Here is a 21,185-nt window from a genome sequence, read left to right on the forward strand (position 1 = left end):
CGAAAGCAAATCCTAGTCCCGTTAACGATCTATTTTGAATGATTACTCGGTTTGCATGTAAACAACTTGGGTATGTGTATATTCATACAAGCCATGTTTTCCATCTGCCCCACCAACACCTGACTTCCGCACACCTGCGTGGAACCCTTGCATGGCTTCAAAATGCTCACGGTTTACATAGGTTTCACCGAAATTGAGTTCACGACAGGCTTTCATGACTGCGTTAATATTCTGACTAAAAATAGATGAGGTCAGGCCGTATTCACTGTCATTGGCGAGTTGAATGGCTTCATCAAGAGAGTCCACAATTGCAATTGGAAGCACTGGCCCAAAAATCTCTTTGCGCATGATGTCCATATCATTTCGACATTGGGTTAGCACAGTCGGCTGGTAATGATAGCCTTTGCCCGTATCTGCAATCTGACCACCCGTAACTAAATGTGCACCTTCTGCCAAAGCACCTTTGACCTGAGCATTAATACGTTCCAGTGCCGCTTTATTGATTAAAGATCCCATATCCAAATCTGCTTCTACAGACGGATCACCATATTTGGTTGCCTGCATCAGTGCAGTGACTTTTTCAATAAATTTATCGGCAACATTACGCTGTACATAAACACGTTCCGCACAGTTACAGACCTGACCTGTGTTAATGATTCTAGAATTCCAGATGGCCTTCGCAGCCAAATCCAGATTTGCATCCTCCAGTACAATTGCAGGTGCTTTACCCCCCAGTTCCAGATTCAATTTGGTGATGTGTGGTGCAGATGCAGCTTGAATACGACTTCCTGTTGCAACGCTGCCTGTAAAGCTAATCATATCGACCTTGGAACTTGCCGATAAATAACCGCCAACAGCACCTTTCCCACCCACAAGATTGAAGACTCCAGCAGGTAAACTGGTTTCAGCCACAAGTTTTGCAAATTCGAAACAGTTAATCGGGGTTTCTTCGCTCGGTTTAATGACAATGGTATTCCCTGTAAGCAAAGCAGGTGCCATTTTTCGGGCAATCAGGAAAAATGGGAAATTCCATGGCAAAATTCCAGCGACAACACCAACAGGTTTACGGAATAAGAAAATATTTTCATTGGCACGGTCACTCTGGATCACTTCACCTTCTATACGACGTGCCCATTCAGCAACATAATCAAAATAATCAGCGGTAAAGTTGACTTCTATTTCTGCCAATCCTTTGACTTTACTTTGTTCAAGTACCAAAATTTCTGCAAGTCGCGAAGCATTCTGTCGAATTTTGTCTGCAATTTCATTTAAATATCGAGCACGTTCAATCGCGGGTTTCTTTGCCCAAGCCACTTGTGCCAAACGGGCAGCATCTAGCGCCTGATCCACCTCTTGCTCGGTAGAGTCAGGTACATACGCAAGTAATGTTTGGTTGGCAGGGTTTTCTACACTAAAAAATTCCTTTGCTTCGACAAAAGCACCATTAATAAAATTCTGATATTGAATTAATTTATTCATGATTATTAGATCCCTATCTTATTCTTGATGACAAATTTTAATAGCTCAAACTAACCTTTAGCTTTGCTTGTTTAAGTTCCGTCTTAAACAATGCCAAACGCTCATCAATCGCTTGCGTGTACAACATCGTATCAACACCAATCGCGATGAATTTCACCCCCCATTCAATGGCTTTCTTTGCCATGTCAGGACTTGGTGCTAAAAAGCCTGCGACTTTACCTGATGCAATAATTTTCTGAACAGTTTGCTCAATGATCTGTTGTACTTTTTCATGACCAGGATTGTCTGGGTATCCTAAAGAAGCCGAAAGATCCGCAGGGCCGATAAATACGCCATCGATTCCTTCAACTTCAAGAATTTCATCAATATTTTGTATAGCTGTATACGATTCCACCTGAATTAATATGCAAAGATCATCACTGACATTTTGCATATAATTCTGAATACGCCCCCAGCGAGAAGCTCGGGCAACACTTGCGCCAACACCTCGACTTCCCTGAGGTGGATATTGAGTCGCTTTCAGTACTTGTAATGCTTGCTCTGCTGAATCCACCATTGGAATGAGCAAAGTTTGTGCGCCAGCGTCCAATGCCTGCTTAATATTGGCCTGCGTCCCTTCCAGAACGCGGACTATCGGATGTGTTTTATATGGCGCAATTGCTTGCAGTTGGGTATAAATGTTTTGAATGGTATTTGGTGCATGTTCACCATCGATCAAACACCAGTCATAATTTGATGTTGCTGCAATTTCTGCCATATAAGACGATGTGGTGCTTAACCAAAGTCCATACTGGACTTCACCTGCTTCTAACGCCTTTTTAAAATTATTTGAAATTTTCATCATAAAAATCCTTTTAATACATTGAACTATCAAGAGTTTTATATTCCCCTGAGAGTTTAAATTGGAATATTCCATTTAATGGGTATATGGTCTTGTCAGTTCGCAATTCCTGTTCAGTTCTACACCAAACCCTGGTTGATCCAGTACGGTCTTGTGCATACGACCATTCAACGGAACAGGTTCATTTAATAAAATCGGATCAAATTGTGGGCGTAATGATGAGCAATCTGAGCTAGTCATCAAAAATTCACTAAATGGCGTATTGGTAAAAGTAATCACTGCATGATGTGAATACACAGACGAACCATGTGGCACAACCAATTGACCACGTGACTTAGCAATTGCAGCAATTTCTACCAGCGTTGTTAAACCACCACACCAGCCAACATCGGGCTGCATAATGTCCACCCCTGTTTCAGATAAGGTACGGAAAGATTGAATCGTGCCATGATGCTCACCTGTTGTGACCATCATTCCTGCTGGAGCCTGACGTTTAAGCTCACGATAGCCTTCATAGTTTTGTGGCGGTAAACATTCTTCAATCCATTTGAGATTGTAAGGTGCACAGGCATGTGCCAGTTTAACAGCATAGTTCACATCCTGACTCATCCAGCAATCCAGCATCAGCCAGAAATCATCGCCACATTTTTCACGGAAGTGTTTCACCATTTCTGCATCTTTACGGATGCCTGCATCACCATCATGTGGGCCCCAGTGGGTTGGCATTTTTCCGCCAATAAACCCCATTTCTTTGGCCAGATCAGGACGTGCACCTGTCGCATAAAACTGGATTTCATCTCGAACAGCCCCACCCAAAAGCTTGTACACAGGTAAGTCCAGCACTTTGCCGTACAAATCCCATAGCGCCAAATCGACACAAGAAATAGTATTCATCACCAAGCCACCTGAACCACTGTAATACATGGTTGCATTGAGCATTTGGTCATGAATCAATTTGATATCAGAAACACATTTCCCTTCAATAAAGCGATTCAGATGCTTTTCAACAATAAAGCACCCCATTTCACCGCCAGTTGATACTGCAAATCCTGTTTGTCCGTTATCGGCTTCAACTTCAACAATCAGCGTACCTAGTACATTGATTCCAAAAGATTGTCTGGATTGAGCATATTCAGCATATTTACTCATTGGGGTCGCAATATGGTCATCAATCCAGTGTCCTCCTTTTTGGTCATGGTAGTCTGCACCACCTCCACCTTTACTCTTATCTGCGGTTGCACCACCTGTAAAATATGCTCGGATCTGTTTGATTTTTGGTAACTTCATCGATATTCCCTTTTAAATATTCCCTGTTCTTAACGAAAGTTGATTTGAAATTTTTTGCGCACATTGCACTGTTAAACGTACAAATTCATCTTTATTTGAATCATCGATTTGCATAGAAGCACCAACGATCGAAATAGCCGCCTCAAGTTTTCCTTTTAGATTGAAAATTGGTGCTGCAATACAACGCACGCCTTCAACATCTTCACTATCATCAAAACTCCAACCACGATTTCTAATCAGTTCGAGTTCCTGCAAATAAGCACTTTCTGATGCAATTGATGTCGGTGTTTTTGCCACAAATTTTAGATTTTTGACGACATTTTGAATCACTTGCTCTGGCTGGAATGCCAACAAACATTTCCCGATTCCTGAACGCTCCAATGCCAGTGCTTTACCTTCATAAGAATGAACTCGAATCGTTGAATAAGATTCAACTTTTAAAATGTAGAAAGCTTGTGACTGGTTCAAAATACCCAAGTGACACATCAAACCTGTTTTTTCCATAAGTTCGGTTAGAAACGGTTTTGCTATTGCACGTAGATCAATTTGATCTAACACATGGCTCGATAGCTCAACCAACTTCAACCAAAGTGAAAAATTACCCTGTTCATTTTTAATAATAAATTTTGCATCACACAGCTCATCTAAAATTACATACAGTGAGCTTTTTGGAATCTCTAACGCATTATGTATATCTAGCGCTGAACAAGTTCCTTCTTTTGCAATGTAATCCAGAATCGCAATCGCACGAGACAATGCAGGGGTTTTTGAGTTTTTCAGCATACTAGAATCAATTCCCATATAATAGAATATACATTCATACTAATAACAATCAGATGTTAAAACAAGCGATAAATTCAAAAATTAATCAACATTTATAATTAAATAAAACATAAAGTTAATACCAAAAATAACTAATACTAGTATTTTGAAAACCAGCATCGTATTTTGACTGAAACCTTTTTTATTTAAACCATCGTGTAATTAAAATGATATAAACCTGAGTTCAGATTTATTTGCGTGTGTTTTGTATCTCTTGAAATATTCAATATGCCATCACAGTTTTCAATTAAATCTCTATTTTCATAAATTTCACTTTGTGCACTATGAGGCAAGATAATTTGGGCACTAGTGTTGCAAGGGACATGCACACTCAGCCTGACCACACTGTCTTTTCGCTCCCAACTGACCTTAATTTCCCCATAATCAGAGATATAGCTTGCATCACAATAATCAATAGACTGGTCTATACAGGGTGAAATTTTGATTTTTTTATAGCCAATATCGTGGCATTGAATACCTGCAATATGCTGGTACATCCAATCTCCCACACAGCCAAATGCGTAATGATTAAATGAACTATGCAGTGGTTTATTATCCTGACCAATATTATCCCAACGTTCCCATAATGTAGTTGCTCCTTTTTCAATTTCATATAACCAAGATGGTGATTGATTTTGAAATAATAATTTCCATGACAAGTCTTCTTGCCCATATTGAGTCAATACATTCATTAAATATGAAACTGACATAAACCCTGTATCAAGCGTAAAGTTATTATCAACAATCAGATTAACTAAATGTTGTGTCACTATTTTAATTGCAGCTACAGGGACTAAATCAAAAGCCAATGCAATAACATAAGCTCCCTGATAATGAGGGGTAAGTTTATAGTCTTCATCAAAATATTCATCGATGAATGCCTGTTTCACCTTGGCGTGTAAGGCAGCATATTCACAGCTTTCGTGCGGCTTACCTAAAATTTCAGCAATCTGTGCCATCAATTTTGTACTGTGCGCATAAAATGCACTAGACACGAGGTCTTTGGTCACATGTGCACAATGCATAATGCCATTATGTGTCGGATCTGCTTTAAGAAAGCTTGGCGTGAACCAGTCACCAAAGTGAAAACCCGAATTCCACAAATATTTCTGGTTGTCTATGCGCTTCTGATCACCACTATTTAAAGCACTTTCACTGATAAAACTTTCTGCTTCCTTTTTGACATAAGCTAACCAGTTCTTCATGGTCGAATAGTTCTCAATCAGGATGCGTTTATCTCCATATTTTTGCCATAACTCCCACGGCAACATAATGCAGACATCCCCCCATCCCGAACAGCTTACTTTTCCTTGCCCCATCAACATTTCACTAAACTTTCGGTCACCTTGCCAAAAAGGAATAATCGTTGGAACTTGACCATCCGCTTGCTGTTCTAAACGCAAATTATGCAACCAGCGCTTGAGAAAATTGTAGCTCTGCATATTAAAAATCGCGGTCGGCGCATAGATGTTGATATCCCCTGTCCAGCCTGCTTTTTCTCGTTGTGGACAATCGGTTGGAATGGAAATGAAATTACCGCGCTGACTCCATAAAATACAACTTTGTAGCTGGTTAATCCGTTCATCTGAACATTTAAATTTTCCAGTGATTTCGAGATCAGAACCAATCACCACACCAACGAAATTTTCAGCTCGAAGCTTTTCTGGACTTCCTGTCACCCGAACATAGCGAAAACCATGAAAAGTAAATTGGGGTTCCCATGTTTCAACACCTTGTCCATTCGCAACATAAATGTCGGTTTGGTCTTTATTTTTCCCGACAATATTTCGGAAAAAATTACCATGTTCATCAAGAGTTTCAGTGAATTCCAACTGTATCTCTGTTCCTTTTTTAGCCTGAACATTGATACGAAGCCAGCCTGAAATGACCTGACCCAAATCAAGCAATTGCTCACCGTTTGGTGTCTGTATAATTCGCATATTCGTTATTTCTTGCACAATGCGGATGGGTTCTCCACACTGAGCAATCAGATTCTTTACTCCATATTGCTGATTTTCAATTACAGCTTGCCAGTTTTGATCATCGAAGCCGCTAGAGTCCCAGCCTGCCTGCGCTTTATTGGCATCATATTTTTCCCCGATATATAAATCAGAGTACTCAATCGGCCCTGTTGAAGACCGACACTGATCATCGGACACAACTTGGGTAAGCTCTCCCGATGTATCACGCAGTTCTAACTGGAATAGAACCCCGACTTTATCCCCATAGTTTTGATTGACGCCTGGCAATCCCAAACGTCCTGCATACCATCCATCTGCCAATGTAACTGCCAGAACATTCTGACCCGCTTTCAAAAAATCTGTAACGTCATAAGTTTGATATTCCAAATAGTCCTGATACGCGGTTGCCCCTGGAGCAAGCAATTGATCAGAGATTTTCTGACCATTGATCTTGGCATCGTAAATCCCATGAGCTGTGATATATAAACGTGCAGTCTCAGGTTTACCTGAAAATTCAAATACTCGTCTTACATATTGACATGGCATCAGCTCGCGCTGGCTCACTTGTATAGGGTCAGGAATTGGTGAGAAAAGTTCACCAGGGTGTTTCACACTTTCCTGTTTTGCGACCTTTTGTACAGGTTCAATCCATATCGCACACCAGTCACTTGCATGTAACAATCCCATTTCCCACCAAGCTATTGCACTCCACTCAGTCACTTGGTCAAATTGATCCCAAATCCTCACTTTCCAGTAATAACGTTGGCGTGATTGTAAAGCTGACCCAGAATATAAAATGTTAGTAGACTGCTCTGAAAAGACTTTTCCACTATTAAAGAAATATGAATTCTCATCATTCATATCCTCTAGATTCTCAGTCATGATCAATTGATATGCGGTTTGTTTTACACCATGGGTATCTGCAGAAATCTTCCACATCAATGCAGGCTCTAGCACATCAATTCCCAAAGGATTTTTCTGGTATTCGCACTTTAAATCATAAATATTAATCACACCAAACTCCTGAAAATGAATAAGAATTAAAATAATTTGTCTAGAAAGATGATTCCCATCAATCCAAAGCCCACACCATCCCGAGGCAATTTAGAGAAGTCATAACTGTTTTTAGAGCTGGTATTCCATGAATAGACAATATAAGGAGAAATAATAAATTGCGGGCTTACAAATAAATTGGCATCAAGCTGAACCAACGTTTGCATACGATCTACATTATAATTTAGACCATTTAGCGCATAATTATTAACCAATTGATTTTGCTTATCTTTCGTGACCTGATAATTTTTTAATGTAATCGAATACGAATCCATTGGACGTGAATTGATAAATGAATCGAATGTCAGACCCATCGTATTGGTAAACAGTAATCCTTTGGCATTGCCTTTATCAAAGCTATACGTGAACTGCTCGAAAAAGGTGGTTCCAGGAACTTTAAACGTTTTGTTGATTTCATGACTCTTTGAAATTGGAATTTTTCGATTGATATAAAAACCAGAATAACCGCTATTTTGTTCGCCTGTTAACGGATTGGTTTCAGGTGCACTTCGTCTAAAGAACCCGACCTCGCCGAAGTTATTACGCTCCTTCTGATCTTGATAGAAAAGGCTCGCCATATACGTTCGGCCTGTGCTTTGTTCATTCATTTCCCAACCCGATTGGAACGGAAATTCCGCAATATAATTCCAACCGCCTACACGCAAATCATATTCTGAATTAATCATGTAATCTAAAGTGCCGCCCCAAGACGAAAAGAGCGATGGATTAGATGGCAATAGCGGACTTTGGCAACTATAGAGTAAATTACACAGTGGCTTGGCGAAATACGAAGATGGTGAGCTTTTACCTGCTTCTACAACAATTTTATGATCCAAAAATCCTTTTTTGACTGTAAATTGCTGCAATTCTGATTTGTTTGGAATATATGGTGATGGATCTGCAAAAATGGAATCGCCAACTGTAGAACCAAATGTCTTATTGGTAATATTCGGGATATAAGCCATCTCAAAGTGCACATTCAAATCTTTGACAGGTAATGTTTTTGACAAATCAATATTTGCACCATAATTAATGATATAAACATTTTCTGTCTGGCCAGTTGTCTGACCTAATGACGGGTTTTCTAAATGCAGGAATGACGCATTTAGAATTGGGCTAATCCCATAATCATTTAAATCATTGGCAATTTCTCCAGCATACACTTGTCCAAATAAACCAGAGGCAACAATTACAGCGGTAAATCTTAACATATGAAATTCCATTTCAAATTAAAGAGATATTCGTTTTTTAGCTAAACTAAGCAGTAGACTTAATGTGTTTTTAACTCATTCATATTGAGTAGTGACTTGCTATCCTTACTGAGCGTTGCCGATAAAAATTTCTTTTCGAGGCCTAATGTGACCAAGAGAATGAAAACAACAAACCCAATAATAGATGCAATCAAAAATGAAAAACTGACTTGGTTATAACCCAATGTGTTTCGGATAAAATTAATAATAAATGGTGATACAAAAGCTGCGAATGCTGTTGCAGTGGTATAAATTGTTATCGCCATTGGCAAATAAATACTTTCAATAATCACAGAAAGTATATAAGGGGTACGTGCCATATAAATACTTAAACCAAAGCCTGAAATAAATGATCCAATAATCGTAAACAAAATGCTGTGACTAAAGAATGTAATTAGAAGCCCTGCTGAAAGTACAAAGAATGCCAGCGCAATATTGTAAAAACCAAATAGCTTAGAAATATAACGATATAATAGACCTGAAATAAATCCACTCAGGATAAACACAGCCGATGCCATACTCGCCAGCTTAATATCACCCAATTTTTCCTGTGCAATGAACACAGAAATATTTGCCGCAAAGGTATCAAATACAAACATAAAGGCGAAACTTAGCAGGCCAATAATCAGAACATTTTTATTTTTAAATACAGTGAGTAAGTTCACTTTATTTGCACTTTGGTTTGTATTTTTAACCTGTACATTCTGCTGTTTTGGCAAACAAATATAAGCAATAAGCAAAACCAGAATTGGATAAAAGAACACAAGATAATTATACTTCCATCCGATTGTTGCTAACATTCCGCCAGTAAAGATGAGGAACATCCCACCCAAGTTTACAAAGGCTGTTAATTGCCCAAAAACAACTTGTCTTTGTTCCAGATTGAAATTTTCTGCAATAATCGTAGGATTGGTTGTTGCTAATGTACCAATTCCCAGTCCTAAAATAGCTGCACCGATAAGTAAATATTCAATATGCGTATTAAAGAAAAATGGAAATAATCCTCCGACTATAATAAAAAATAACCCACCTATTGCCAGTTTTGGTCGTTGAATCTTTGTTGCCAGCTTACTCACGATAAATCCTGCAATTAGACTCGTTAAGCTTGGCAAAGCAATTAAGGACTGAATAATAGATAGATTTACTTTTGGAAATGTTTTAGAAATTTCTGCAATAGAGGGTGAAATTGCGAGTGCTGACATCATTAATGAGGCTAGTGCAAAAATCCCTATACGAGTCTTTATCTGTTGGTTCATGAATTTTCCTTAATAATTAACCTAATTTTAGAATCATATAATCCTTATGATTCAATAAAGTTATATTGCTCATCCATTATTTAAATTGATTTCAATACTTATTCCTGAACGTATCCATTCATGATGACGATTCCCTTAATACTTCCTTCCATAGGTTTTTTTAGTTGTCGCCTTTTATTGAATCCATTCTTTGACCTTCAATCAATTCCAATATACTGGAAAGCATTCCTCTATAATGGATAATTCATGATATAAATACAGATCAATTAAGTCAAACAATAAATTAGAATTTATAAAATCTTTCAAATACAATTATTTATATAAATATATTATTTATTTTTATAATATGTTTGAACATGGAATACCTAGTAAAAGAACAGACCCTGAATTCGCTATTCAGTGAGAGCTTGTATCCTCTTGTTCTTATTAGAATGTTGAAGCACTAAAGACTGGGTTTAAAAAATAAGTTAAACGCTATAAAAAAATTATTGACGTTATTTTATTCAACCAACGGCATTGTTTTGTCGATTCCTGATTTATTAATACATGATTCGCCATTCGCTAATTTTTTAAATTCATTAGACTTCTTTCTCAAGTCCTTTTTATTTCTCTTGCGCTGCATTGAAAAATATTTCAATTTGCTCAGGGAGAAAAATAAAGAGGGTGTAAGTAATTATGAAAGAAGTCTATTAAATTGGAATATAATTCAATATCTTAAATACAGCTTTTATAAAACCATTCTTGGTTATGAATCGATTTATATTCTTATGTAATTTCTAGCATCAGTAGAATCAAAACAATACATTAGATAAAGAGAAGCCCCGACAGGATATCAGGGCTTCCGCATATTTTGATTTTGGTCAATCTTCTGTCGTACCTCACGATTGCGAGACGAGAACTTCTTAAAAAATTGATAAAGTTACTGCTGCACCAACCACCACATTGTGTTTAATTGGTTTTTGTGTTGAAAGCCAGAAGTTATCTGAACTAAAGAAGTATTGGACAAATGGCCCAACAGACAAGTTTTTATATTTAAAGTTGGTATCTATAGAAACATAGGTATTCTTTGCCTGATCGACCCCATTCGCCCGTTCTGTAAGCACCGTATAATAAGGATGCAATTCTGTTTGACCAACCTTTGCACTAATGCGTTGATTAAACAGACAATGATAACAATGCACACCTGCTTCCCAAGTGCCTTTCATTGGGTAGTTACTTTCAGTAATACGTGAGTAATTTGCAAAAACACCAAATGGTTTATCAACAAAATCGTAATTCATACGAATATTAAAGCCATCTGTATTTTTATAGACTTCACCCGTTAAAGCATTTTTATTTTTGGAGCTATTATTAAAATAGAAAGCTTCAATTTTGCTACTATCATTAATTTTATAACCTGCCCCAAAAACAGTCAGCCAACCTTTTCCGTGATGGAATGAAAAATCTAGGCCATGTTTCTGATTTAGCCAATCATCAGTATTCACCTCAAAGATGCCTGAGTGTAAATACAGTTTATCATTCACATGATATTTACCATACGCACTCCAATAGCCGTAATTGAAGCCAGCAGCCCCCATAGCCCCCTTAATTGGGTCAATACATAATGCAAAGTTTTGACAGTAGTTATATAAAAAATACTTGCGTGGGTTGGTACGACCAATGACTGTATCTAAACTGTTATTTAACCAACTTTTATCCCACGTAATTTGGGAAATCTGATAGTCAGACAGTTCATTGCTCGCTAACCAACCTGCAGACCAACTTCCTGTTCCTGACATCCACATATTTCGATAGCGTGGATCTTGATCCTGATTTCCAAAAATACCTTTCGTCGTAACTTGTAGCTTAATTTTTCCAAGATCATCTCCAGTTACCTGATTCAAATTTAAGGTTGAATCCAGAATAAACATATTGATATTGGTAAAATGCTTTGTGGTATTTTCCGAACTATCGAGTGCCAAGTCTGCATATGTTAACGACGTATTTAGGGGGCCTGTTTGTACACCAGCCCAGATCTGAGAACTTGCCAAACCTAACAGACCTGTTAAACATAATTTTGCAAGATACTGATTTTTATTCATTTAAAACTCTCTAATTTCTTTTTCAGCTTATCCAGAACACAAAACTCATCTGCACCGTGTGCATGCGCACACAGCGATTGGAAAAGATACAGATGAGAAAGCGGTATTATTCAGGTTTTAAGAAGTGCTCTACAATACGTAGCCAACTTTGCGCACCAAGTGGAATAATCTGGTCATTAAAGTCATAATGCGGGTTGTGCACCGAGCAACCATGGAACTGCCCTTCGCCATTACCCAGCATCATGTAACAACCAGGGACTTCATGTAACATCCATGCAAAATCTTCAGAACCCATCACTTTTTGGCCGACACTCAGCACATTGTCATCACCAAATAAAGGTTTTAGACATTCTCGAACCTGTTCAGTTTCGGCAGCGCTATTAATGACTGGTGGTACCAAAAACTGGATATCAAGTTCGGTTTTAATCCCGTAGCTGAGTTCCAAACCTTGTAAAATCTGTTGTACACGTTGATTAATTTTTTCACGTACAGCTTCGGTATCGGTACGTACATTGAGCTGGATTTCAACATTTTCAGGAATAATATTGTAGCTAGAACCAGCATGAATTGAGCCGATACTAATTACAGCGTGTTCTGAAATCGCTAAAGTGCGAGATTTAATGGTTTGTAAAGCCGCAATAAATGCACTCAACGCAGGCAAAGGATCAAGTGCTAATTCAGGCAAAGCACCATGACCCGATTTTCCTTTTAACAAACACACCATTTTTTGTGAAGAAGCCATTGCAGGGCCTGTTTGTGCAACAATTTGCCCAACAGGAATACCCGGCATATTATGCAATGCAAAAACTGCATCGCTTGGAAAACGTGTAAATAATCCATCATCCAGCATTTTTTTAGCGCCTGTTAATGGCTCTTCGGCAGGCTGAAAAATCAGATTGACCGTGCCTGAAAAATTCGCCTGTTTAGCAAGCAACTCGGCAGCGGCTAACATAATTGCGGTATGTCCATCGTGACCACAGGCATGCATACGACCATGAATTTTACTAGCATGCGCAAAGGTATTTGCCTCCACGATTGGCAATGCATCCATGTCTGCACGTAAAGCAATTGCTTTAGAAGAGTTGCCTTTTTTCAACACGCCAACGACACCATTTCCACCAATATGACGATGTACCTCATAGCCTAAATTGGATAATGTCTCTGCGACCAAGTTAGCAGCCTCTACTGTTTCACCTTCAAGTTCAGGGTATTGGTGCAAATGGTGACGAATTTTCACATAAGGAACATATTGTTCATTCATGTCTACAAATGGTGCTGGGTTAGTTAATTGGTTCATAATTTGATGTCCTTATCTTAAATTGAAGATGTGCGAGTAATAGGTTGATCTTTTTGTTGCACACATGCAGGTGCAGTTTCACGGACGATGAACATTGCGATACTACTCATCATCAAAGTAACGATTAAATAATACGCTGGGCCATAGCTAACATGTTGTGAACTTACCAACCAAGTCACAATGAACGGTGAGAATCCGCCAAAGACAGTGACACTAATGTTGTAGCCAATTGACATGCTTGTAGTCCGACCCAAAGTTTTAAATAGCTCAGTAGATAACGCGACCATCGGGCCATAAGCCAAAGCTAGGCAGCAACATACTGGAATTTGTAGCAGCATTAAATTTTGAATGGATGGAGCATCGACCAAGTTTTTATAGAGTGGATACAGCAGGACAAGCACACCGATATAGCCCGTCAAAATGATTTTTTTACGTCCCAATTTATCTGACAGATAACCACTGATTGGAATCAAGAAAGTAAGAAGTGATACTGCCAAACATTGCACCATAAATACGTCATGCATATTTAAACCCAACGTTTTAGCTGCATAAGTCGGTGTATTGACTAGAAGAATATAGAATGATGTGGTTCCACCAGCACCCATACCAACGAAGAGAATAATTTCCTTAAATGATGATTTTACATTACTGAAAATTACGGTTTTCTTTTCTTTGCTATTGCTAGTATCCTCAACTGACTCTGTATATTCTTCATTTTCTTCAAGATTGCGTCGAATCCATAGTCCTACAGGACAAATCAGCAAACCAATGATAAATGGAACTCTCCATCCCCAAGTTTCCAGCTCATGCGGACTGAGATATCGACTTAAAGCAGCACCTGTCAGAACCCCCATCAATACCGCTAAACATTGGCCCACCATTTGCCATGACCCATAGTAACCACGTTTTTCAGATGGCGCTGCTTCAACGAGAAAGGCAGTTGAAGTTGCATACTCACCACCTGTTGCAAAGCCTTGCAATAAGCGTGCAGTTACAATGAGTAAAGGTGCAGCAAGACCAATTGCGCTCCAAGGTGGAGTAAAAGCCATGATTGCAACGGCAACAGTCATAATTAAAATAATGATTTGCATCGCAGCCTTACGCCCTTTACGGTCAGCATAATAGCCGAGTAATAAACCACCGACTGGACGCATCAAGAAACCAACACCAAATGTTGCCAAAGCAACTAAAAGTGCTGCATGTGGATTTTCAGCAGGGAAAAATTGGGTCGCAATAAAGGCTGCTACAAAACCATAAACAATAAAGTCATACCATTCCAAGGTATTACCAATCACAGCAGCAATTGCTTTTTTCCTGAAATTTACATCTTGGGTCATATTTTGCATGTTCAACAATTCCTAAATTTAAGTGACAGAATGCGTGCAATTAAGCCGCTGCTTCGACAACTTGTTGCTGCTGTACGCCTAAACCATCAATCCCGAGTCGAACCACTTGGCCATGCTGTAAGAATTTCGGTGGTTTTTGCCCCATACCTACGCCTGCAGGTGTCCCTGTTGCAATAATATCTCCTGGCTGTAAGCTCATGAATTGACTTAAATAGCTGATAATTTTAGCCACACTAAAAATCATATTTTTAGTACTACCCTGCTGGTATCGTTGACCATCTACTTCCAGCCACAATTCGAGCTGTTGTGGATCTTTTACTTCATCTTTCGTGACCAACCACGGGCCAATTGGGCCAAAGCTGTCACAGCCTTTACCTTTATCCCAAGAACCTCCTCGTTCTAACTGATATTCGCGTTCAGAAATATCATTAATCACGCAATAACCTGCGACATACTCCAACGCATTTTCTTCTGAGATGTAACGTCCTTCACGACCAATGACGATCCCAAGTTCGACTTCCCAATCAGTTTTTACGGAATTACGTGGTAACAAAATTTGGTCATTGGCACCACTAATTGCACTGGTCCATTTATTGAAGATAATCGGTTCATTTGGAATCGCAGCATTGGATTCTTTGGCATGATCTGAATAATTCAAACCGATACAAATAAACTTACCGACATCCGCGACACATGGTGCAATACGCTCATTTGACGAAAGTATTGGTAACTGCTCGATATCAAGATTTTTTAAATCTGAAAAATTTTTGGCGAGTAATTCTGGATTAATATCTTCAATGATCTGGCTTAAATCACGAATATTATAGTCAGTATCCAAAATAGCCGGTTTCTCTTGTCCAATTACACCTACACGTAATAATTTCATTGTATTATCCCTAATAATTTTCTTTCCATGGTGTATGCGCAATCTGGTGATGGAGACTGAGCAATCAAAATATCTTAACTAGGTTAAAATAATGATTGATCATCCTTTTGGCTGATTTTAAAGCCAGACTTGCCCCTACTTCGAATGCAATACGCCATAAAAGTTGTTTGCTCAAACGAATTGTTAAATCAAAATTAAGCAGCTTTCTTTAGCAGTAAACCTTGATTCATCAAACTTGAGGTGGCTGTAGTCAACGTAAAATCTGGCTGAGTTTGTCCCGTGTTATAGAACACATGATTCACTTTACGAGAATATACGTATGGTCGCTGATCTGATCTGTTCATACTCATAAACTCTTGAGGTTTTAGACTCAAAATCTGAGTAAAAGATGTAAATAACGACTCATCATTCGCACATGAGAATTGAGAAATTGGATACAAAGATGGCTTGATTGCTGTGATTTGAGCACGTAATTGCGCAAACTCGTAAATAATAGGTATACAAGTGCGGCTTGGCTCTTTATGAATACTAATATGCGGCATAGCACACATCCCTAAATAAAATTAAGTGAATGGTTATGCCCCATCTGTATGTGGTACCTGAGATCTTCAATTTATTGTAAACATCCATTTTCACAAGAAATTTTCTTCCTTCGGTGAGCAAATATCATTTTCCTATGACACTTACTTCTCTCCAGATTGTTACATTATTACAGTCCTTTTGCCTGAGAGTTTCCGGGGTCGTTGCTCCTTCGGCGAATCAATGCTGATTTCTCTCCTGTAATATCTAACATATAGCAAAGCTCATACCAAATCTATCAAAAATGTATAATATATTTTTTCACATAAAAAACAATTAGTTAATTTTAACTCACAAAACTGACACTTTTGGTCAACTTTTGCCATAAATGCATTTTTTGCACAAAAATAATACGCGGTGTTCTTTTTTGGATCCAATATTTAACCCAAAACATGCTTTTTGATCCTATTTGGCTTTTTATTAACTCCTCTAAGATTCAACATTTTCAGTGCCATAAAAGTTGTTGTTCTATTGTCTTGCTACTCAGCTTAAATATGCATAATTCTGATTCTTCTCTCTCGTTCCAACGCTTAAACAGTTTATTGATCTGCTAACCTTTAAGAAAATTCTAGTGTCCCCTCAGTCACATTTAACGCCTTCCTCATCTCGTTAAGATTCAATACGATATATTGAAATTTCAATTAAAATTTCATCTGTTTGTATTTAGTCCTGCTACGTTCTTTTTGCATGGATCTTGTACTTTTTATTCTCATTAATTTAGTTCAAGAATTCTTTCAATTTTAGTGCGATTAAATTTAGTCTCTATATTTTGGTGCATTTATTTGAGTTATTTCTTGTCGGAAATGCATATAGATCACTTCTTAAAGATTACATTTTTCAAAATAACAATGAATTTGGCATACCAATTGCTTATTAGAAATTACTACAGGAGAGAAATCAGCATTGATTCGCCGAAGGGGCAACATCCCGGAAACTCTCAGGCAAAAGGACTGTACGTCATAAAAAAAATCTGGAGAGTGCTTGCACAGCACACCGAAGGAGGAAGGGTCAAACCCGAAACTCTCAGGTCAAAGGACAGATGGGGCATCACCTGAAATTGTGAGGATTATATGCCACATATTGCCATTATCGGTGCAGGAATCACTGGTGTGACCACTGCATACGAATTAATAAAAAAAGGTTTTGAAGTCACTGTTTTCGAAAAGAATTTATATCCAGCAATGGAAACTTCTTTCGCGAATGGTGGACAACTTTCAGCATGCAATGCCGAGGTCTGGAATCAAAAATCGACCATTGCGAAAGGAATTAAATGGATGTCGCAAAAGGATGCGCCTTTACTACTCAATCCATCCTTCAATATGCACAAATACGCATGGCTGCTCGAATTTTTAAATCAAATTAAAAATTATGAAGGTAATACCATCGAAACAGTTCGCTTGGCACTGGAGTCACGCAAACACATGTTTGCAATTGCTGATCAGGAAGGCTTTGATTTTAATTTAGAGAAAAAAGGCATCTTGCATTTTTACCATACCGAACAAGACTTTGGGGTGGCTAAAAATGTAAATACCTTACTCAAAAAAGGCGGCCTGGAGCGCTATGCGGTGACTCCTGAAGAAATTAAATCCATTGAACCGACATTAACAGGCGATTACTTTGGAGGTTTTTTCACACCAGACGATGCAACAGGCGATATACATAAATTTACCCGCGGCTTGGCAAATGTCTGCGAAAAACGCGGTGTTAAATTTTGCTTTGCTGCCAATGTCTTAAACATTAAACCTGCTCTCGATCGCGTTGAAATTCAATACCATCAACAACAAACGCAAAACATGCCAAACGAAGACACCATCACGGCTGTGTTTGACGGTGTCGTGATTTGTGGTGGTGTTAATAGCTATTATTTGGGCGAGCAGCTTGGCGATAAAGTCAATATCTACCCAGTAAAAGGATATTCAATTACCGTCAATTTAAATGATGAACGAAGTGTAAAAAATGCACCGTGGGTCAGCTTACTCGATGAAAGTGCGAAAATTGTGACCTCACGCTTAGGTGCAGACCGTTTCCGTGTTGCAGGTACTGCAGAATTTAATGGTTATAACAAAGATATTCGCAATGACCGTATTCAGCCATTGGTCGATTGGGTCAACAAAAACTTCGATATTGCCACCGATAGTGTGGTGTCTTGGGCAGGTCTCAGACCAATGATGCCAAATATGATGCCGAAAGTGCAGCGCAGTAAACAAGCCCGCGTTTTTTATAACACAGGTCACGGCCACCTAGGATTCACCTTATCTGCGGCCACAGCCGTGATGATTAGCCATGAAATCCAAATGGCGTTAGCTGCTTAAGATAGCTTGAGGAGATAAAATGAAAGGTTTTGTCTCCAAGTTTCAGCAACGCAATAAAAAATTGGGCTGGCTGTGCTTGGGTTTCCTGCTTCTGCTGCAAATACTCAGCATTTTTGCGAGTGTTATTGCACAAATTTGATCGAAACAAAACACAGCAAGCCTATATCAGACATAGAATCGCTCTATTGCAGCAAAGGATCATGTATCTGTAAAAAGAGCGCTAAAAAATAGGCAAAGTAAAGATGCAATTATTTACCACATATGGACATTTAGCAATTTCAACAGAGCTTTATGATTTTATTGAAAACGAAGCATTGGTTGGCACAGGTTTAAACAGTACAACGTATTGGAAAAATTTTGAAAAAGTCGTTTTGGATTTAACACCAAAAAATAAAGCGTTATTGCAAAAACGTGAAGACTTACAAAAGCAGATTGATAATTGGCATCGTCACAATGACTTTGAATTAAATGCATATCAGGCATTTTTATCAGAAATTGGTTATTTATTACCTGAAGTCGAAGATTTTCAGATTACCACTGAAAATGTCGATGAGGAAATTGCGCAACTGGCTGGCCCACAATTGGTCGTACCTGTACGTAATGCACGTTATAGTTTAAATGCAGCCAATGCGCGTTGGGGCTCTTTGTATGATGCCTTATATGGCTTCGATGTAATTCCTGAAACTGAGGGTGCAGAAAAAACCAAAAGCTATAACCCTGTTCGGGGCGAAAAAGTCATTGCCTTTGCAAAGAATTTTTTAGATCAAAGTTTCCCATTGGAGCACGGTTCTTTTGCGGATGCCACAAAATGGCATTTAGATGAACGTGGTCTGGTTGTGACTCTAAAAGATGGTTCGCACACGACTTTAAAAAATGCGAGTCAATGTGTCGGCTTCAATGGTGAATGGACACAGCCAAGTGAAATCATCCTGCAAAATAATGGATTACACGTCATTGTACAATTTGATGCTACACATGTGATTGGTCAGCAAGACCCTGCACACATTAAAGATATCATTATGGAGGCTGCGGTTACCACCATTCAGGATCTAGAAGATTCTGTGTCCGCTGTTGATGCAATGGACAAGGTGGAAGCATATCGCAATTGGTTAGGGCTAATGCGTGGCACATTGCAAGAACACATTGAAAAAAATGGTCGATTGATTACACGTGCATTAAATCAGGATCGTCACTTTCAATCTCTGGACGGTGATCAAAAGACATTGCATGGCCGCTCTTTGATGTTGCTGCGCAATGTGGGTCATCTCATGACCAATCCTGCTATTTTGGTCAATGGTGAAGAAATTTACGAAGGCATTATGGATGCCTTAATTACGCCATTACTGACATTTAGTGACTTGCGTGGAGAAAATCAACTTTCAAACTCTCGTCAAGGCTCCATGTATATTGTTAAACCGAAAATGCATGGCCCTGAAGAAGTTGCTTTTACTGTTGAGCTATTTGAACGTGCTGAGCAAGCCCTAGGTTTAGCAGCCAAAACCTTAAAAATTGGCATTATGGATGAAGAACGACGCACTTCAGTCAATCTCAAAAACTGTATTGCAGAAGCTAAAGACCGTGTGATTTTTATTAATACAGGCTTTATGGATCGGACTGGCGATGAGATTCATACCTTGATGGAAGCTGGCCCATTTGTACCAAAAGCTGAAATTAAAACCCAAGCATGGTTTGACGCGTATGAAAATCGTAATGTAATGATTGGCTTAAAAGCTGGTTTTCGCGGGAAAGCGCAAATTGGTAAAGGCATGTGGGCAAAAACGGATCTGTTGGCAGCAATGTATAACAGCAAAATGGAGCATCCTGAAGCAGGGGCAAGCTGTGCTTGGGTGCCTTCCCCTACGGGTGCGGTAATTCATGCGCTTCATTATCATCAAACCAATGTGGCAGATCGTCAGCAAACATTGTTAGAAACTGACATGTTGAGTTTGCAAGATCTATTGTCACCTGCATTGGCTAGCCAGCTTAACTGGACAAAAGCACAAAAAACCAAGGAACTGGAAAATAACTGTCAGGGAATTTTGGGCTATGTCGTGCGCTGGGTCGATTTAGGTATCGGTTGCTCTAAAGTTCCAGACATTGATCATGTCGGACTCATGGAAGATCGCGCAACTTTACGTATCTCGTCTCAACACGTTGCCAACTGGTTGCGTCATGGCATTGTGTCACATGCAGAGGTCAAGCAAGTGCTGGAACGCATGGCAAAAATTGTCGATGAACAAAATGCACATGACCCCCTGTATCGCCCAATGTCGAATGACTTTACCACCAGTATTGCTTTTCAGGCTGCATCTGACCTGATCTTTAAAGGCTGTAAGCAACCGTCTGGTTATACCGAACCTGTATTGCATCATGCACGTTTACAAGTGAAATCACATAAAATTTCCTGATACGTTAACTGAGCGAATCAAGATGACATGCTGCAAAATCACATCCTCCCCATTTCCATGTGATTTGCAGCATGATTCAAATGATTGATCGCTCAGATCACGTATTTAACGCTCAAATCATACAAACAACTTGCCTCAAACATTGAGGCAAGTTGCTCATTACTGTGCAAGACATAAAAAAGCCTTAAAACGCCATTCCCCCAACAATTGAGTACTCACCTCATTTGACCATCTCAATCCAACACATCAGCCAGTATTGATTTTTCAGAGCTACCCACACCTTTTGACTTAAAGTTGCAAGCATTCTGCTGAGTGGCATCCATTTTG

14 protein-coding genes and 2 riboswitches are annotated in these 21,185 nt (G+C 39.0%); of the genes, 2 read left to right on the forward strand and 12 right to left on the reverse strand.

Annotated elements, in window-relative coordinates; all coding sequences use genetic code 11:
- Positions 1-42: 42 nt before the first annotated feature.
- From aldA to C1A47_RS13150, 12 genes are all read right to left on the reverse strand, one after another.
- A complete protein-coding gene (aldA, locus tag C1A47_RS13095; protein WP_111895467.1) occupies positions 43-1,479 on the reverse strand; it encodes an aldehyde dehydrogenase in 1,437 nt (478 codons plus the stop codon).
- Positions 1,480-1,516: 37 nt separating this feature from the next.
- The gene (yfaU, locus tag C1A47_RS13100) at positions 1,517-2,323 is read right to left on the reverse strand and encodes a 2-keto-3-deoxy-L-rhamnonate aldolase (RefSeq protein WP_205669595.1); all 807 of its coding nucleotides are present in this window, start codon (positions 2,321-2,323) and stop codon (positions 1,517-1,519) included.
- A gap of 72 nt (positions 2,324-2,395) precedes the next feature.
- A complete protein-coding gene (gene rhmD / locus C1A47_RS13105) occupies positions 2,396-3,607 on the reverse strand; it encodes an L-rhamnonate dehydratase (protein ID WP_111895469.1) in 1,212 nt (403 codons plus the stop codon).
- Positions 3,608-3,619: 12 nt separating this feature from the next.
- The gene (locus tag C1A47_RS13110; RefSeq protein WP_111895470.1) at positions 3,620-4,390 is read right to left on the reverse strand and encodes an IclR family transcriptional regulator; all 771 of its coding nucleotides are present in this window, start codon (positions 4,388-4,390) and stop codon (positions 3,620-3,622) included.
- A 185-nt stretch (positions 4,391-4,575) separates the two neighbouring features.
- Complete coding sequence (locus C1A47_RS13115) at positions 4,576-7,404, reverse strand: alpha-L-rhamnosidase (protein WP_111895471.1); 2,829 nt, start codon at positions 7,402-7,404, stop codon at positions 4,576-4,578.
- A gap of 26 nt (positions 7,405-7,430) precedes the next feature.
- Positions 7,431-8,654, reverse strand: coding sequence for a carbohydrate porin (locus tag C1A47_RS13120; protein WP_162625949.1), 1,224 nt, complete (start codon positions 8,652-8,654; stop codon positions 7,431-7,433).
- A 59-nt stretch (positions 8,655-8,713) separates the two neighbouring features.
- Entirely contained in the window at positions 8,714-9,949 is a 1,236-nt protein-coding gene (locus C1A47_RS13125; protein ID WP_111895473.1) for an MFS transporter, read from the reverse strand.
- A 902-nt stretch (positions 9,950-10,851) separates the two neighbouring features.
- Positions 10,852-12,030, reverse strand: coding sequence for a carbohydrate porin (locus C1A47_RS13130; protein ID WP_111895474.1), 1,179 nt, complete (start codon positions 12,028-12,030; stop codon positions 10,852-10,854).
- Positions 12,031-12,136: 106 nt separating this feature from the next.
- On the reverse strand, positions 12,137-13,327 hold the full coding sequence (locus tag C1A47_RS13135; RefSeq protein WP_111895475.1) for a M20 aminoacylase family protein: 1,191 nt from the start codon (positions 13,325-13,327) through the stop codon (positions 12,137-12,139).
- A 17-nt stretch (positions 13,328-13,344) separates the two neighbouring features.
- Positions 13,345-14,673 (reverse strand): MFS transporter, encoded by a 1,329-nt coding sequence (locus C1A47_RS13140; RefSeq protein ID WP_227539782.1) that lies wholly within the window; start codon positions 14,671-14,673, stop codon positions 13,345-13,347.
- 40 nt (positions 14,674-14,713) lie between these two features.
- Complete coding sequence (locus C1A47_RS13145) at positions 14,714-15,559, reverse strand: fumarylacetoacetate hydrolase family protein (protein WP_111895476.1); 846 nt, start codon at positions 15,557-15,559, stop codon at positions 14,714-14,716.
- A 194-nt stretch (positions 15,560-15,753) separates the two neighbouring features.
- Positions 15,754-16,101 (reverse strand): hypothetical protein, encoded by a 348-nt coding sequence (locus tag C1A47_RS13150; protein ID WP_111895477.1) that lies wholly within the window; start codon positions 16,099-16,101, stop codon positions 15,754-15,756.
- A gap of 160 nt (positions 16,102-16,261) precedes the next feature.
- Positions 16,262-16,349: riboswitch (glycine riboswitch) on the reverse strand.
- Positions 16,350-17,014: 665 nt separating this feature from the next.
- Positions 17,015-17,101: riboswitch (glycine riboswitch) on the forward strand.
- 107 nt (positions 17,102-17,208) lie between these two features.
- Between C1A47_RS13150 and C1A47_RS13155 the strand changes: the two genes are divergently transcribed.
- Both C1A47_RS13155 and C1A47_RS13160 read left to right on the forward strand, forming a co-directional pair.
- Positions 17,209-18,450 carry a D-amino acid dehydrogenase gene (locus C1A47_RS13155; protein WP_111895478.1) on the forward strand — a complete coding sequence of 414 codons (1,242 nt, stop codon included), beginning with the start codon at positions 17,209-17,211 and terminating at the stop codon, positions 18,448-18,450.
- A gap of 242 nt (positions 18,451-18,692) precedes the next feature.
- The gene (locus tag C1A47_RS13160) at positions 18,693-20,858 is read left to right on the forward strand and encodes a malate synthase G (RefSeq protein WP_111895479.1); all 2,166 of its coding nucleotides are present in this window, start codon (positions 18,693-18,695) and stop codon (positions 20,856-20,858) included.
- Positions 20,859-21,185 lie beyond the last annotated feature (327 nt).

The organism is Acinetobacter sp. MB5 (assembly GCF_003261585.1).
Lineage (GTDB): Bacteria > Pseudomonadota > Gammaproteobacteria > Pseudomonadales > Moraxellaceae > Acinetobacter.

Excerpts from the sequence above, each read along its gene's own strand:
- aldA (WP_111895467.1), bottom strand. The coding sequence starts at position 1,479 with ATGAATAAATTAATTCAATATCAGAATTTTATTAATGGTGCTTTTGTC.
- yfaU (WP_205669595.1), bottom strand. The coding sequence starts at position 2,323 with ATGATGAAAATTTCAAATAATTTTAAAAAGGCGTTAGAAGCAGGTGAA.
- rhmD (WP_111895469.1), bottom strand. The coding sequence starts at position 3,607 with ATGAAGTTACCAAAAATCAAACAGATCCGAGCATATTTTACAGGTGGT.
- C1A47_RS13110 (WP_111895470.1), bottom strand. The coding sequence starts at position 4,390 with ATGCTGAAAAACTCAAAAACCCCTGCATTGTCTCGTGCGATTGCGATT.
- C1A47_RS13120 (WP_162625949.1), bottom strand. The coding sequence starts at position 8,654 with ATGTTAAGATTTACCGCTGTAATTGTTGCCTCTGGTTTATTTGGACAA.
- C1A47_RS13125 (WP_111895473.1), bottom strand. The coding sequence starts at position 9,949 with ATGAACCAACAGATAAAGACTCGTATAGGGATTTTTGCACTAGCCTCA.
- C1A47_RS13130 (WP_111895474.1), bottom strand. The coding sequence starts at position 12,030 with ATGAATAAAAATCAGTATCTTGCAAAATTATGTTTAACAGGTCTGTTA.
- C1A47_RS13135 (WP_111895475.1), bottom strand. The coding sequence starts at position 13,327 with ATGAACCAATTAACTAACCCAGCACCATTTGTAGACATGAATGAACAA.
- C1A47_RS13140 (WP_227539782.1), bottom strand. The coding sequence starts at position 14,673 with ATGCAAAATATGACCCAAGATGTAAATTTCAGGAAAAAAGCAATTGCT.
- C1A47_RS13145 (WP_111895476.1), bottom strand. The coding sequence starts at position 15,559 with ATGAAATTATTACGTGTAGGTGTAATTGGACAAGAGAAACCGGCTATT.
- C1A47_RS13150 (WP_111895477.1), bottom strand. The coding sequence starts at position 16,101 with ATGCCGCATATTAGTATTCATAAAGAGCCAAGCCGCACTTGTATACCT.
- C1A47_RS13155 (WP_111895478.1), top strand. The coding sequence starts at position 17,209 with ATGCCACATATTGCCATTATCGGTGCAGGAATCACTGGTGTGACCACT.
- C1A47_RS13160 (WP_111895479.1), top strand. The coding sequence starts at position 18,693 with ATGCAATTATTTACCACATATGGACATTTAGCAATTTCAACAGAGCTT.